This window comes from Streptomyces sp. GESEQ-4, from assembly GCF_017948455.1.
In the GTDB taxonomy this organism is placed as follows: domain Bacteria; phylum Actinomycetota; class Actinomycetes; order Streptomycetales; family Streptomycetaceae; genus Streptomyces.
Genome location: NZ_JAFFSU010000008.1, coordinates 263,551 through 277,349, shown reverse-complemented (window position 1 = coordinate 277,349; position 13,799 = coordinate 263,551). Strand labels below are relative to the sequence as shown.

At 69.3% G+C, this 13,799-nt stretch carries 12 protein-coding genes and 1 riboswitch; of the genes, 3 read left to right on the top strand and 9 right to left on the bottom strand.

All coding sequences use genetic code 11. The features are described from left to right. The first annotated feature begins 133 nt into the window (after positions 1–133). Together KCH48_RS18445 and KCH48_RS18440 are read left to right on the top strand one after the other, a co-directional pair. A complete protein-coding gene (locus tag KCH48_RS18445) occupies positions 134–1,312 on the top strand; it encodes a Glu/Leu/Phe/Val dehydrogenase dimerization domain-containing protein (RefSeq protein ID WP_210575410.1) in 1,179 nt (392 codons plus the stop codon). A 36-nt stretch (positions 1,313–1,348) separates the two neighbouring features. Further along, positions 1,349–1,969 (top strand): TetR/AcrR family transcriptional regulator, encoded by a 621-nt coding sequence (locus tag KCH48_RS18440; protein ID WP_210575408.1) that lies wholly within the window; start codon positions 1,349–1,351, stop codon positions 1,967–1,969. A gap of 35 nt (positions 1,970–2,004) precedes the next feature. On the opposite strand, the gene KCH48_RS18435 is transcribed toward KCH48_RS18440, so the two are convergent. From KCH48_RS18435 to KCH48_RS18425, 3 genes are all read right to left on the bottom strand, one after another. Further along, entirely contained in the window at positions 2,005–2,790 is a 786-nt protein-coding gene (locus tag KCH48_RS18435) for an SGNH/GDSL hydrolase family protein (protein WP_210575523.1), read from the bottom strand. Positions 2,791–3,025: 235 nt separating this feature from the next. Continuing rightward, a complete protein-coding gene (locus KCH48_RS18430) occupies positions 3,026–3,997 on the bottom strand; it encodes a LysM peptidoglycan-binding domain-containing M23 family metallopeptidase (protein WP_210575406.1) in 972 nt (323 codons plus the stop codon). 4 nt (positions 3,998–4,001) lie between these two features. Further along, positions 4,002–4,166, bottom strand: a riboswitch (cyclic di-AMP (ydaO/yuaA leader). 296 nt (positions 4,167–4,462) lie between these two features. Further along, positions 4,463–6,532, bottom strand: coding sequence for an alpha-galactosidase (locus KCH48_RS18425; RefSeq protein ID WP_210575404.1), 2,070 nt, complete (start codon positions 6,530–6,532; stop codon positions 4,463–4,465). Positions 6,533–6,703: 171 nt separating this feature from the next. Here KCH48_RS18425 and KCH48_RS18420 point away from each other — a divergent pair, with 171 nt between their 5' ends. Continuing rightward, complete coding sequence (locus KCH48_RS18420; protein WP_210575402.1) at positions 6,704–7,501, top strand: tyrosine-protein phosphatase; 798 nt, start codon at positions 6,704–6,706, stop codon at positions 7,499–7,501. Positions 7,502–7,510: 9 nt separating this feature from the next. Here the strand turns inward: KCH48_RS18420 and KCH48_RS18415 are convergent, their stop codons facing one another. The 6 genes from KCH48_RS18415 to hpnH all read right to left on the bottom strand — a co-directional run bounded on the left by KCH48_RS18415 (position 7,511) and on the right by hpnH (position 13,794). Then, the gene (locus KCH48_RS18415; RefSeq protein ID WP_210575400.1) at positions 7,511–7,633 is read right to left on the bottom strand and encodes a DUF6126 family protein; all 123 of its coding nucleotides are present in this window, start codon (positions 7,631–7,633) and stop codon (positions 7,511–7,513) included. Further along, positions 7,630–8,223, bottom strand: coding sequence for a helix-turn-helix domain-containing protein (locus tag KCH48_RS18410; protein ID WP_210575398.1), 594 nt, complete (start codon positions 8,221–8,223; stop codon positions 7,630–7,632). Before KCH48_RS18410 ends, KCH48_RS18415 begins: the two co-directional genes overlap by 4 nt. Positions 8,224–8,305: 82 nt before the next feature. Continuing rightward, positions 8,306–9,691 carry an aspartate aminotransferase family protein gene (locus KCH48_RS18405; RefSeq protein ID WP_210575396.1) on the bottom strand — a complete coding sequence of 462 codons (1,386 nt, stop codon included), beginning with the start codon at positions 9,689–9,691 and terminating at the stop codon, positions 8,306–8,308. Continuing rightward, positions 9,688–11,580, bottom strand: a complete 1,893-nt coding sequence (gene dxs / locus KCH48_RS18400; protein WP_210575393.1) for a 1-deoxy-D-xylulose-5-phosphate synthase — start codon at positions 11,578–11,580, stop codon at positions 9,688–9,690. Before dxs ends, KCH48_RS18405 begins: the two co-directional genes overlap by 4 nt. 29 nt (positions 11,581–11,609) lie before the next feature. Next, on the bottom strand, positions 11,610–12,767 hold the full coding sequence (ispG, locus tag KCH48_RS18395) for a flavodoxin-dependent (E)-4-hydroxy-3-methylbut-2-enyl-diphosphate synthase (protein WP_210575391.1): 1,158 nt from the start codon (positions 12,765–12,767) through the stop codon (positions 11,610–11,612). 4 nt (positions 12,768–12,771) lie between these two features. Continuing rightward, complete coding sequence (hpnH, locus tag KCH48_RS18390; RefSeq protein ID WP_210575389.1) at positions 12,772–13,794, bottom strand: adenosyl-hopene transferase HpnH; 1,023 nt, start codon at positions 13,792–13,794, stop codon at positions 12,772–12,774. Positions 13,795–13,799 lie beyond the last annotated feature (5 nt).

Genomic DNA, 13,799 nt, shown 5'->3' with positions numbered 1-13,799 from the left:
CCGCTCTCTCCGACGTCCGTCGACGATATGACGCGCTGCCCTGCGGCCCGTCAACCGGTTTCTCGTTGACACGACCGGACGTCCCTCCCGATACTGACTGATCATTCAGTAACGCTCGCCTCGAGGAGCCCGCATGACCACCCCCCTGATGTCGCTCGTGTGGACCGACCACGTCACCGGGCGGCAGGGCTTCCTGGTCGTCGACCGGCTGGTGCGCGGCGTGTCCAGTGGGGGTCTGCGGATGCGGGCGGGCTGCACCCTCGACGAGGTCGCCGGACTCGCGCGCGGCATGACCATGAAGGAGGCGCTGCACTACGACCCCGAGGGCCGGTACGTCACCCTCGGCGGCGCCAAGGGCGGCATCGACTGCGATCCGCAGGACCCGGACGCGTACGAGCTGCTGGTGCGCTACCTGCGCGCCATGCGGCCGCACATCGAGACTGTCTGGACCACGGGCGAGGATCTCGGGCTCACCCAGGACCTGGTGGACCGGGCGGCCGCGGAGGCGGGGCTCGTGTCGTCGATCCAGGCCGTGTATCCGCTGCTGGACGACGAGGCCGCGGCCCGGCGCCGACTCGCCGACGCGTTCGCCGTCGACGTGGACGGCATCGGGCTCGACGAACTCGTCGGCGGCTGCGGGGTCGCCGAGTCGGCGCTCGCCGCGCTGGACCGGGCGAGCGTGCCGTACGCCGGAACGCAGGTCGCCGTGCAGGGCCTGGGCACCATGGGTGGGGCGACGGCGCGCTTCCTCACGCGCGCGGGGCTCACCGTGGTGGCTGTCGCCGACATCAAGGGCACGATCGCCAATCCGCAGGGGCTCGACGTCGAGGCGCTGCTCGCCGCACGGGACGCGTACGGGACCGTCGACCGCGGCGTGCTGCGCCCCGGTGACCGGGAACTGCCGGGCGACGCCTGGCTGTCCGTCGGCGCGGAGGTGCTGGTGCCCGCGGCGGTCTCGTACGCGATCGACGCCGCGAACCAGGAGCGGATCACCGCCCGCTGGATCGTCGAGGCGGCCAATATGCCCGTACTCCCCGAGGCGGAGGAGCTGCTGGCCGCGCGCGGCGTCGTCGTGCTGCCGGACGTGGTCGTCAACTCGGGGACGAACGCCTGGTGGTGGTGGACGCTGTTCGGCGACATCGGCGCGGACGCGGACGAGGCGTTCGCGTACACACGCCGTTCGATGCGCGCCCTGGTGGACCTGATGCTGGCCCGGGCTGAGACGGACGGGACGACGCCGCGGGCCGCCGCGCACGCCATCGTCGCTGACCGGCTGCCGGTGATCGCCGCACGGTTCGGGTGGTACCGGTGACGAGGGCCGTTGACATGTTCTGGGTAGGGTGAGCGCGTGGCGAGGGTGCGATTGAGCGTGGCGGAGCGGCGCGAGGAGCTGCTGAAGGCCGCCATCGAGCAGATCGAGGCACGGGGAGTGGCGGCCGTCCGGATCGCCGACGTGGCCACGGCGCTGGGTGTGAGCAACGCGCTGGTGCTCTATCACTTCTCCACCAAGGAGAAGCTCGTCGCCGCGGCCTTCACCCACGCCGCCGAGGCGGACCTCGCGCAGCTGCGCCGGCTGCTCGGCCGCCGTACGACTGCGCTGCGCCGGCTTCGGACCGCCGTGCGCTGGTACGCGCCCACGGGCCAGGCCAAGGGCTGGCGGCTGTGGATCGAGGGCTGGGCGGCGGCGCTGCGCGAGCCCGCCCTGCGAGACGTCACCCGGGACCTCGACAGGGAGTGGAAGGCCGCGATCGCCGAGGTCATCGCCGAAGGAGTGGCCGCGGGCGAGTTCCGCTGCCCGGATCCCACCGGCGCGGCCCTGCGCCTCACCGCCCTCCTCGACGGACTCGCCGTACAGATGACCGCCTACACCGGCGCGGTGTCACGCGCGCGTGCGCAGGAATGGGTGGACGACGCCCTCGCCCGCGAACTGGGGCTGGAGCGGGAGGCGTTCACGGCGTCGGGGCGGTGAGCCGGGCCGCCCACCACCCCCGCTGAAGCACAGGCTCAAGCCACGGACGCGATCCGCTCCTTGATGTCGTCCGGCGACAGCGTGCCCTTCGCCGTCACATGGTCACCCGACGACTCCCCGCGCAACCGCCGCCCGATCCACGGCACCAGATACTCGCGCGCCCAGTGGACGTCGTCCCGCCGCACCTCGAGGGTGCCGCGCGGCGGCAGCGGGGGCCAGGGTTGCTCGGGGTCGGCCGGGATCTCCAGGCCGAGGACCTGGCCCGCGCGCAGCGCCACGCGCGTGTGCCCCTCGGCCGAAAGGTGGAGCCGGTCGCCGTCCCAGGCCCGCCGGTCCTGAATGGCCTTCAGGGACCACAGGTCGAGCACCGGGCAGCCGTACCGGTCGGCGATGGCCCGGACATGTCCGTTGTACGTGGCGATCTTGCCGCGCAGATGCTTCAGCACCGGGACGCCCCGGGTGTCGAAGCCGGTCGTCACCATGACGGTGCCGACGGCCGAGGTGAGTTGGACGATCGCCCGCTCGAAGCGCTCGGCGACCTCGTCGGGGTCGGTTCCGGGCCGGAGGATGTCGTTGCCGCCCGCGCAGAACGAGACCAGGTCCGGGGCGAGTTCGACGGCCCGCGTGAGTTGGTCGGCCACGATCTGGTCGAGGAGTTTGCCGCGCACGGCAAGGTTGGTGTACTCGAAGTCGCCCTCCGGCCGCCGGTCCGCGAGCAGTACCGCGAATCGGTCGGCCCAGCCGACGAACGCCCCGTCGGGGCCGGGGTCGCCGACGCCCTCGGTGAAGCTGTCCCCCACCGCCACGTACGACCCGATCACTGATCTGATGTCATTCTTCGAATCGTCTGCCACATCGGCCTATGATTCACCTTCCGATGTGAGCTACGCGACCGTAGGAAAGGGTTGACGGACGGTGAGATAAGCCACTCCTAAAGTGTTCGCCAACTCAGGAATACGTCCCGACCGGGATTCCCGCACGGCCGACACCGAAGGCCGGACCCGGGGATCGGGATCCGGCCTTCGGTGGCGTGGGGGCCGCTTCATGCGCCGGGTGTCAGCCGATGGAGACGCCCTTCGAGCGGAGGTAGGCGACGGGGTCGACGTCCGAGCCGTAATTCGGGGTCGTGCGGATCTCGAAGTGCAGGTGCGGCCCGGTCGAGTTGCCGGTCGAGCCGGAGAGGCCTATCTGCTGGCCCGCGGTCACGCTCTGGCCGCTGGAGACGGAGAGCGAGGACAGGTGGGCGTACTGCGCGTAGTGGCCGTCGGCCAGCTTGATGACGACCTCGTTGCCGTACGCGCCGGCCCAGCCCGCGGAGACGACCGTGCCCGCGCCGACGGCCTTGAGCGGAGTGCCGGTCGGGGCGGCGAAGTCGACGCCGGTGTGGTAGCCGCTGGACCACATGCTGCCCGACATGCGGTACGGGGTACCGATACTGGCACCGGCCACGGGGAGGGCGAAGCCGCCGGCCGTGCTCGTGGTGTCGGAGGACTGGGTGGTCGCCGTGTTCGAGGACGACTTCGACGAACCGGAAGCAGACGCACCAGAAGCGGACGAATCAGAAGAACCGGACGACTTCGGCGAAGAAGAGGACGGAGAAGGCGAATCCGACGAAGAGGACGACGACTTGGCGGAACCAGTCGTGGCCTTCTTGCCGATCGAGAGCTTCAGACCGGGGTGGATCAGCGCCGGGTCGGAGCCGACGGCCTCACGGTTGTCCGCATAGAGCTTCTGCCAGCCACCGCTGACATTCTGCTCGTCGGCGATCTTGGAGAGGTAGTCACCGGCCCGCACCGAATAGGTCCGCACACCCGAAGTCTTCGCGGCGGCGGTCTTCTCTGCGGCCTTCTTTTCGGTCTTCGGAACGGACTGAACGGCCTTTTCCGAAACCGACTTTGCGGGAGCGGCATGCGCTCCGGTGGCCCCCAGGAGCGGGAGGGCGAGCGCGGCGCCACCGGTTCCGGCGACGGCGATCGAGCGAGTGAAGCGCTGGCTCTTGGGACGGCGGTGCTTACCCTTCGCGGGCATGACGAATTCCTCTCCGGCGCCTACGAGGTGAGCTGTCGGGTGCGGACTGGAGATGTCCGGCCGCGCGGTGGCGACTTAACCCCTAGCCGTTCCGGAGACCGGAACAGGCGGTTGTACCTGTGGGTCCCCCGCTCCTGCCGTTCACGGGTGAGTTGAGCGGTCTCCGGGCGGCGGCAGGATTGGGCGTCCGTCCGGATTGGTGGCGAACGTAAGCGACCAAGACGCAAAGGGACAAGCAAGAGGTTCCACGGTCGTGCGTTTCTCTTGATCCCTTGTGAGAAAACCCAGTCACCCTCCGTGAATTCCGTCCCTGTCGACGGATTCAATCCCCTGGAAAAACACGTGAATTACGTGAACATGACGGACAACGCTCGGTCACGAATATGACGCTGCTCACGCAGCTTCACCCCAGGAGGCTTTATTCCAGACCGAGTTGGAATGAAGATCCTAATTCGGACAGATCACTCAGATGCGACGCAGGCGGAGAACTGTCGCATCGAGGTCACCACGCAGCCCCGCACGCAGCCCGTGATGCAGCAAAACCGCACCCCGGTGAACTTCGCCCGTTTCGCGGCATTCATACGACGCTGTCGGGTCCAAGCCGCGCAGCCGCAGCGCCGGAACGGGCTCGCCGTAACGCTGCGCCTCGAGCCAGGCGAGGACGACGGCCTCGTCGCCGAGCACGTACTGCACCGCACTCAGCCCGCCCTGCGGGGGCCGCAGCCGGTAGAGGTCGCCGCGCTGCACGAGGGGCCGGATCTCCTTGTACAGACCCACCCACTTCCGGGCCTCGGCCAGCTCGTCGTCCGTCCACTCGGTGAGGTCACCGCCGACCCCGAGCACCCCGGCCATGGCGCTCACGAACCGGAAGCGCAGCGAACTGACCCGACCGTTGAGCATGGCGTTCGGGCTGTCGGTGACCCAGGCCGCCATCACGCGCGCGGGGTGGACCTGGCTGAAGCCGTGCTGGATGGCGAGCCGGTCGAGCGGGTCGGTGTTGTCCGAGGTCCACACCTGATCCGTACGGCTCATGATCCCGAGGTCGATCCGGCCGCCGCCGCCCGAGCAGGACTCGAAGGCGACGCCGGGGTGCGCGTCCCGCAGCCGGTCCAACAGGCCGTACAGCGCACGCACATGGTCGACCCACAACCGCTGCGGATACGCCTCTCCCGGCCAGCCCGCGTCGGTGAAGCAGCGGTTGAAGTCCCACTTCACATAGTCGATCGGGGCACTGGAGAGGAGCGTGTCGAGCCGCTCCCAGAGGTACTCCTGAACGTCCTCGCGGGCGAGGTTCAGTACGAGCTGATTGCGGAATTCCGTCCGCTTGCGCCCGATTTGATGCTGCACCCATTCAGGGTGGGCGCGATACAGATCGCTGTCCGGATTGACCATTTCGGGCTCGACCCAGATACCGAATTGCATACCGAGACCGTGCACGTGGTCCGCGAGCGGCTTGAGCCCGCCGGGGAAGCGGTCGGGGTTGGGTGTCCAGTCGCCGAGCCCGGCCCGGTCGCTGGTCCGCGCCCCGAACCAGCCGTCGTCGACCACGAACAGCTCCACGCCCATGTCCGCGGCCCGCCGCGCCAGAGCCCGCTGCTGCTCCTCGGAGATCTCGAACTCGGTGGCCTCCCAGGAGTTGAAGAGCACCGGCCGGTCCTCGCTCGCGTCCGGAATGACATACGTCCGCTGGTACGCGTGCCAGGCGCGGCTCGCCCCGCCGTAGCCGCCGTCGCTCCACAGGCCGGCGAAGACGGGGGTCGTGAACGACTCGCCCGCCGCCAGTCGCAGCAGGCCCGAGTCGTCGTGTCCGGCGCCGCCGGTGATCTGCACGCGCGCGTCGGCGAGTTGGGCCACGGCGATCCGCCAGGACCCGGACCAGCCGAGCGCACAGCCGTAGACCTCGCCGCGCTCCTCGGTCGCGTCGGTGTCCAGCGCCACCCAGGGCAGATGCTGATGTCCGGTATGTCCGCGGCGGCTGCCGATGACCTTCTCACCGTAGGTGAGGTCGGAGCGCACGAGCCGGGACTCCGCGGCCCAGCGGCCGTGCAGCTGGGAGAGCCGCCAGCCGTCGCGCTCGGGCAGGGTCCAGGTCGCGGAGTCGGCCCGCAGCAGCTCGACCTCCGGCCCTTCGTTGCCGAGGGTCACCCAGCGCTCCACGACGTCGTCGCGCATCCGGTAGTGCAGCGTGACGGCCAGGCCGCCGTCGCGGAACCGCAGCCACAGCGCGTCGCCCTCGGCTTCGTACGCCTCGAAGTGCCACTCGGTGCCGCGCCGCTCTTCGGTGCGTACGGAGAGGGCGGGCCGGGCGAAGCGGGGGCCGCCCTCGACGGGGTACTCCTCGTGTCCGTCGAGCGGGGCCTCGAAGGGCCGGTAGTCCGGCAGCGGACGGACGGCGAGGGCCTCGGCGTCGGCGAGCGTGATCCGCGGGCCCCAGTGCAGGTGCAGCAGCTCGTGGTCGTCGGTGAGATGGATGGCGTAACCGCTGGTCGGCCCGGTCAGGAGCCACGTACGGCCATTCTCGGAAATTTCCAGCATCACGTCTCCACAGTTCCGAACAGGTGCACTCAAGTACCAACATCATCTATGTCCGTGAACCCCGGGACAACGCCTGTGGACAACTCATTGCCCCAGGAATCCATGTCGTATCGTCGAGGGCGTGCCCGTCGACGAGCCGCGCCGACGAAGCCGACTGGGAGGGGAGCCCCCGTGACGCAGCAGATCCCGTCGACCGAGCCGGAGCTGGCCCGCGTGCGCAACTTCCGTGACGTGGGCGGACTGCCGACTGTGGACGGACGACGGGTGCGACAGGGCGTGCTGTACCGCAGCGGGCATCTCGCGCACGCGACCGAGGAGGACGCGGCGTTTCTCGGCTCGCTCGGCGTGCACACGATCTTCGACTTCCGCAACGCGGCCGACCAGAAGCTGGAGGGCCCGGACGTCGAGCTGCCCGGCGTGCGGAATGTGAACCTTCCGCTGAGCGACCCGGCGGACGGCGCCGAGTTCTGGAAGATGGTCCGCGACGGCGACATCGACCAGCTGCGCTCGATCCTCGCCGACGGCAAGGCCGCGCACCGGATGATCACCTCGTACCGCACGATCATCAAGGAGCGCACCGCCGAGCACTCCCGCGTGCTGCACGCGCTCGCCGAGGACAGCGTCCCCGCCCTGATGCACTGCGCGGCCGGCAAGGACCGCGCCGGCCTCTCCATAGCCGTGACGCTGCTCGCCGTGGGCGTCGAGCGCGAGGCGATCGTGGCGGACTACCTGGAGTCGAACGCCAAGCACCGCCGCTACAAGGTCCACCGCAGCGGCAGCTCGGCCTCCACCTACTCCCCCGAGGTCATGGAACTGCTCAATCCCCTCTTCGACGCCCGCGCCGAATACCTCACCGCGGCCTTCGAGACCATCGAGTCCACCTGGGGCGGCGTCGACGCCTACCTGGAACAGGGCCTCGCGGTCACCCCCGAGACCCGCGAGCGGCTGCGCGAGCGCCTCCTCGGCTAGAGCCTCCGGCTACTGCTTCGCCCCCAGCTCGAAGAGCAGGTAGACGAAGCCCGCGAACACGTGTCCCACCACGAGGTAGATGATCAGTCGCACACACAGGGCGCGCGGGAACTTCTCCTCCATGTCGCTCATGGCATGACTCCGGGGTCGGGGCCCAGGCACAGTGCGGCCGTCGGGCTCTGCAGCAGGGTGTGGACGAACAGCAGCTCCAGCCCGTCGCGGTCCTCCGCGGCGATCCGATGCGGGGTCAGCGAGTCGAAGTGCGCGCTGTCGCCGGGCCCGAGCAGATGCGTGGTGTCCCCGAGGCGCAACCGCAGCCGCCCCTGAAGCACATAGAGCCACTCCTCACCGGGGTGCACCCGCACGATGTCGCCCTGCGAGCCGTACGGCACGTGCAGGCGCAGGGCCTGCATACCGCGGCCGGGCGCCCCGGCCTGGCGGTACGTCCAGCCGCCAGCCGCGGTCGGTTCCATGTCCGCGGCGCGTACGACGGCGTCCCGGTCGGCGACCGTTTCGCCGAGCAGTTCCGAGACGGTCGTACCGTAGATGCGGGCCAGAGCGAGCAGCATCGGCAGTGAGGGCTGGCGCTGTCCGGTCTCCAGCCGGGAGAGATGGGCGGGCGACAGCCCGGCGGCGCCCGCCGCGGCCTCCAGGGTGAGGGCGGCACGGCGCCGCAGGGCTCTCAGCTGCGGCGCCACGGCGGGCAGGTCGGGAGAGCTCATGCCCTCCATTCAGCCGGAGGCTTGTCTGTCAGGCAAATTTCTTGCCTCACAGACAAAATCCACAGGGCAAGGCGCCGAACTCCTACCGGTTGGCCACCGCCTGCTTGACCAGCGTCTTGCCGAAGTCCCACATCAGACCGCCCCCGCTGTGGGCGTCGTCCATCACGGCCGTGAAGGCCTCGACGAAGCGGTCCACCTCCCGCTCGCCGACGATCAGCGGCGGGATCAGCTTGATCACCTCAAGGTGGTCGCCGGAGACCTGGGTGAGGATCCGGTGCCGCTGGAGCAGCGGCACGACCACCATCTGCGCGAACAGGCCCTTGCGGGCGGCCTGCAGCATGGTCCAGCGGCTGCGCAGCTTCAGCGAGCTGGGCCTGCCGAACTCGATGCCGATCATCAGGCCCCGGCCGCGTACGTCGGCGAGCAGCTCGTACTTGTCGACCAGGGCCGCGAGCCGGGACCTGAGCAGGTCGCCGGTGGCCCGGGCGTTCGCGACGATCTGCTCGTTCTCCATGACGGACAGGACGGCCAGGCCCGCCGCCATGGCCTGGGCGTTGGACCCGAAGCTCGCCGAGTGCACCAGCACACGGTCGATCGACGAGTAGACCTTCTTGAAGATCCAGTCCTTGCCGAGCGTGGCGCCCACCGGCACATACCCGCCGGAGAGCGCCTTCGCGACGCAGACCAGGTCCGGTTCGACGCCGTCCTCGTGCTGGTAGGCGTAGAAGTCCCCGGTCCGGCCGAGCCCGGTCTGCACCTCGTCCGCGATCAGCAGCGCCTTGTGCTTGTGCAGCAGATCCTGGGCGGCGCGCAGATAGCCCGGCGGGGGCTCGAGGACGCCCTTGCCCTGGATCGGCTCGACGATCAGCGCGGCGACGTCGCCTTTCTTCAACTCCCGTGCCAGCGCGACGAGATCACCGAGCGGTACGGCCGTGTCGGGCAGCAGCGGGGCGAAGCCGTCACGGAAGCCGTCCTCGCCGTTGACGGACAGGGAGCCGGTGGTCAGGCCGTGGAAGGAGTGCTCGCAGTACAGGACGCGGGGTTTTCCGGTGGCGCGGCGGGCGAACTTCAGCGCGGTCTCGACCGCCTCGGTGCCGCTGTTGCCGAAGAACACCCGGTCCAGATGCGGGCTGTGCGCGAGCAGCCGCTCGGCCAGCAGCCCCGGCAGCGGCTGGCAGTCGAAGCGGGTGAGGTCGGCGAGCTGTGCGTCGAGCACATCGTGCAGCGCCTTGCGGACGACGGGGTGATGGCGGCCCAGGCCCATCACCCCGAACCCGGCGAGCATGTCGAGGTAGTCGTCGCCGTCCGCGTCCCAGAAGTACGCGCCCTCGGCCCGCTCGTAGACCTTGTCGAAGCCGATGGTGTGCAGCATGCGCGGGAGCTGGTGGTTGAGGTACTTGGTGTGCAGCTCGTAGCGCTCGGCTCCGCGCTCGGCCAGCAGTGCGCCGAGGTCGAACTCCGTGGTCATTCGGGTTTCTCCTTGGCTGACTCTTTGACGGCCAGGCTCGCGCTGATCCGTCCGGCGACCTCGACGGGCGTGAGGCCGATGTCGGCGAGCACCTCGCCGCGCTTGGCGTGCGCGAGGAACTGCTCCGGGATGCCGAACCGCCGTACGGGCAGGTCGACATCGGCGTCACCGAGCGCCAGCGCGACCGCCGCTCCGACCCCGGACGCGCGGCTGTTGTCCTCGACGACGGCGACCAGGCGGTGCTCGGCGGCGAGGCCGGGGAGCGCCGGGTCGACGGGCTTGACCCAGCGCGGGTCGACGACGGTGCAGCCGATGCCGCGCGCCTGAAGCAGCTCGGCGGCCTGGACGCAGACGGGCGCCATGACGCCGACGGCGACCAGCAGGACCTCCGGCGATTCGCCTCGGTGCAGTACGTCGATGCCGCCGACCCGGTCGAGCGCGGGAACGCACGGCCCCACCGACTCCTTCGGGAACCGTACGAGGGTCGGCGCGTCGTCCACCGCGACCGCCTCGCGCAGCTGGGCCCGCAGCTGGTCGGCGTCGCGCGGCGCGGCGATCCTGAGGCCCGGCACGACCTGGAGGATCGACATGTCCCACATGCCGTTGTGGGAGGCGCCGTCGGCACCCGTCACACCGGCCCGGTCCAGGACGAAGGTGACGCCGCAGCGGTGCAGGGCGACGTCCATCAGGAGCTGGTCGAAGGCGCGGTTGAGGAAGGTGGCGTAGACGGCGACGACGGGGTGCAGTCCACCGGTCGCGAGCCCGGCCGCGCTCACCGCCGCGTGCTGCTCGGCGATGCCGACGTCCCAGACCCGGTCCGGGAACCGCGCGGCGAACTTGCCGAGCCCGACCGGGTGCAGCATGGCCGCCGTGATCGCCACGACGTCCTCCCGCTCCTCCCCGATCCTGACGATCTCCTCGCCGAACACGGAGGTCCAGGACGGCCCGTTGGACGGCGCGAGCGGCTCGCAAGTGAGCGGGTCCATCACACCTACGGTGTGGAAGTGGTCCTCCTCGTGCGCGAGAGCGGGTTCGTAACCGCGCCCCTTCTCGGTGAGGCAGTGCACCAGCACCGGCCCGTGGAAGCGTTTCGCGCGCCGCAGCGCGGACTCGACGGCGCCGATGTCGTGCCCGTCGATCGGGCCGACGTACTTCAGGCCCAGGTCCTCGAACAGGCCCTGCGGCGCGAACGCGTCCTTGAAGCCCTTCTTCGCGCCGTGCAGTGCCTCGTAGACGGTGTTGCCGACGATCGGCGTGCGCTGCAGTACGTCCTTGCCCCAGGCCAGGACCTGTTCGTAGCTGTCGGTGGTGCGCAAGGTGGCGAGGTGGTTGGCAAGGCCGCCGATGGTGGGGGCGTACGACCGCTCGTTGTCGTTGACGACGATGATCAGCGGCCTGTTCTTGGCGGCCGCGATGTTGTTCAGCGCCTCCCAGGCCATGCCGCCGGTCAGCGCGCCGTCGCCGATCACCGCGACGACATGCCCCTTCTCCCCCAGCACCTGGCGGGCCTTGGCGAGCCCGTCGGCCCAGCCGAGCGCGGTGGAGGCGTGGCTGTTCTCGACGATGTCGTGCTCGGACTCCTCACGCGACGGGTAGCCGGAGAGGCCCCCCTTGCCGCGCAGCTTGGAAAAATCCTGACGCCCTGTCAGCAACTTGTGTACGTAGCTCTGGTGGCCGGTGTCCCACACGATGCGGTCGACCGGCGACTCGAAGACCCGGTGGAGGGCGACGGAGAGTTCCACCACCCCCAGATTGGGCCCAAGATGACCGCCGGTCCTGGCCACGGCGTGCACCAGGAACTCCCTGATCTCGTCGGACAGTTCGCCAAGTTGCGCCTCGGACAGTGCCTTCAGGTCGCGTGGTTCCCGGATGCTCTCCAGAATCGTCACGTTCGCGGGCCCCCTTCGGTCCGTGCTGTTCAGCTCACGGTGACGGCCGGCTCCCCCGACGCGACGCCGTCCTGCTCCATCTGTTCGGCGATCTTCATCGCCTCGTCGATGAGGGTCTCCACGATCTTCGACTCGGGCACGGTCTTGATGACCTCGCCCTTGACGAAGATCTGCCCCTTGCCGTTGCCGGAGGCGACCCCCAGGTCCGCCTCCCGCGCCTCACCGGGACCGTTGACCACACACCCCATCACGGCCACTCGCAGGGGCACTTCCATGCCCTCCAGACCTGCCGTGACCTCGTCGGCCAGCTTGTACACGTCGACCTGGGCGCGCCCGCAGGACGGACACGACACGATCTCCAGCCGCCGCTGCCTGAGTCCCAGCGACTCCAGGATCTGGATGCCGACCTTGACCTCCTCGGCGGGCGGAGCGCTCAGGGACACGCGGATGGTGTCACCGATCCCCCGCGACAGCAGCGCCCCGAAGGCCACGGCAGACTTGATCGTCCCCTGGAAGGCGGGACCGGCCTCGGTGACACCCAAGTGCAGTGGATAGTCGCACTGTTCGGCCAGCAGTCGGTAGGCGTTGACCATCACCACCGGGTCGTTGTGCTTCACCGAGATCTTGATGTCCCTGAAGCCGTGCTCCTCGAACAGCGACGCCTCCCACAAGGCGCTCTCCACCAGCGCCTCCGGCGTCGCCTTGCCGTACTTCTCCAGCAGCCGCCGGTCGAGAGAGCCCGCGTTCACGCCGATACGGATCGGCGTGCCGTGATCCTTGGCGGCCCGCGCGATCTCCTTCACCTTGTCGTCGAACTGCTTGATGTTGCCGGGATTGACGCGTACGGCCGCGCAGCCGGCCTCGATCGCGGCGAAGACGTACTTCGGCTGGAAGTGGATGTCCGCGATCACCGGGATCTGCGACTTGCGGGCGATGGTGGCGAGGGCGTCCGCGTCGTCCTGCGTGGGACAGGCGACGCGCACGATCTGGCAGCCGGACGCCGTGAGCTCGGCGATCTGCTGGAGCGTGGCGCCGATGTCCGACGTACGCGTCGTCGTCATCGACTGCACCGACACCGGGGCCCCGCCCCCGACCGCCACCGGCCCGACCTGGATCCGCCGTGAGACACGGCGCTCCGCGATCGGCCGGACCGGTACCTCGGGGACGCCCAAGGAAATGGCGGTCATGGTGTCACTCGCGGTTTCCGGCGACGGTCTCGCGCATCGCCCGCAGGGACTCCTTGAGGGAGCCCATGGTGGCCATGACGGCGGTCGGCTCGTAGCCGCAGTGCGCCATGCAGTTGGCGCAGCGCGGGTCCTTGCCGCGGCCGTACTTGTCCCAGTCGGTGTCCTCGATCAGCTCCCGGTACGTGGTCACGTACCCGTCGCTCATCAGGTAGCAGGGGCGCTGCCAGCCGAAGAGGGAGTAGTTCGGGATCGCCCAGGCGGTGCACGGGAAGTCGACCTTGCCTTCCAGGAAGTCCAGGAAGAGCGGGGAGTGGTTGAGCCGCCACTTGCGCCGGTTGCCGCCGGCGAAGGCCTTCTTGAACAGCTCACGGGTCTGCTCCACGCCCAGGAAGTGCTCCTGGTCGGGGGCCTTCTCGTAGGCGTAGGCGGGCGAGATCATCATCTCGTCGACCTTGAGGTCGTCGTTGAGGTAGTTGAGCACCTCGATGACGGTCTGCGGGGTGTCGGTGTTGAAGAAGGTCGAGTTGGTGGTGACCCGGAAGCCGCGCTTCTTGGCCTCCTTGATCGCCTCCACGGCCTCGTCGAACACCCCCTCCTTCGCCACGGACTCGTCGTGCCGCTCACGCAGCCCGTCGATGTGCACCGCGAAGGCGAAGTACGGGGAGGGCTTGAACTTGTCCATCTTCTTGCGCAGCAGCATGGCGTTGGTGCACAGGAAGACGTACTTCTTCCTCGCCACCAACTGGCGCACGATCTCATCGATCTTGGGGTGCATCAGGGGTTCCCCGCCGGCGATCGACACCATGGGGGCACCGGACTCGAGCACCGCTCCCACAGCCTGGGCAACCGGCATGCGCTGCTTGAGCACGCCCGCCGGGTGCTGGATCTTGCCGCAGCCCTCGCACTTGAGATTGCAGGCGTAGAGCGGTTCCAACTCGACGATGAGCGGAAACTTGTCCCGCCTGCGGAGCTTCTGTTCAGCCAAGTACGTAGCGACCTTGATGGACTGGCGCAGCGGCATGGCCATCTGGC

Excerpts from the sequence above, each read along its gene's own strand:
- KCH48_RS18415 (WP_210575400.1), bottom strand. The coding sequence starts at position 7,633 with ATGAGCGACATGGAGGAGAAGTTCCCGCGCGCCCTGTGTGTGCGACTG.
- KCH48_RS18445 (WP_210575410.1), top strand. The coding sequence starts at position 134 with ATGACCACCCCCCTGATGTCGCTCGTGTGGACCGACCACGTCACCGGG.
- KCH48_RS18405 (WP_210575396.1), bottom strand. The coding sequence starts at position 9,691 with ATGACCACGGAGTTCGACCTCGGCGCACTGCTGGCCGAGCGCGGAGCC.
- KCH48_RS18410 (WP_210575398.1), bottom strand. The coding sequence starts at position 8,223 with ATGAGCTCTCCCGACCTGCCCGCCGTGGCGCCGCAGCTGAGAGCCCTG.
- ispG (WP_210575391.1), bottom strand. The coding sequence starts at position 12,767 with ATGACCGCCATTTCCTTGGGCGTCCCCGAGGTACCGGTCCGGCCGATC.
- KCH48_RS18430 (WP_210575406.1), bottom strand. The coding sequence starts at position 3,997 with ATGCCCGCGAAGGGTAAGCACCGCCGTCCCAAGAGCCAGCGCTTCACT.
- hpnH (WP_210575389.1), bottom strand. The coding sequence starts at position 13,794 with ATGGCCATGCCGCTGCGCCAGTCCATCAAGGTCGCTACGTACTTGGCT.
- KCH48_RS18425 (WP_210575404.1), bottom strand. The coding sequence starts at position 6,532 with ATGCTGGAAATTTCCGAGAATGGCCGTACGTGGCTCCTGACCGGGCCG.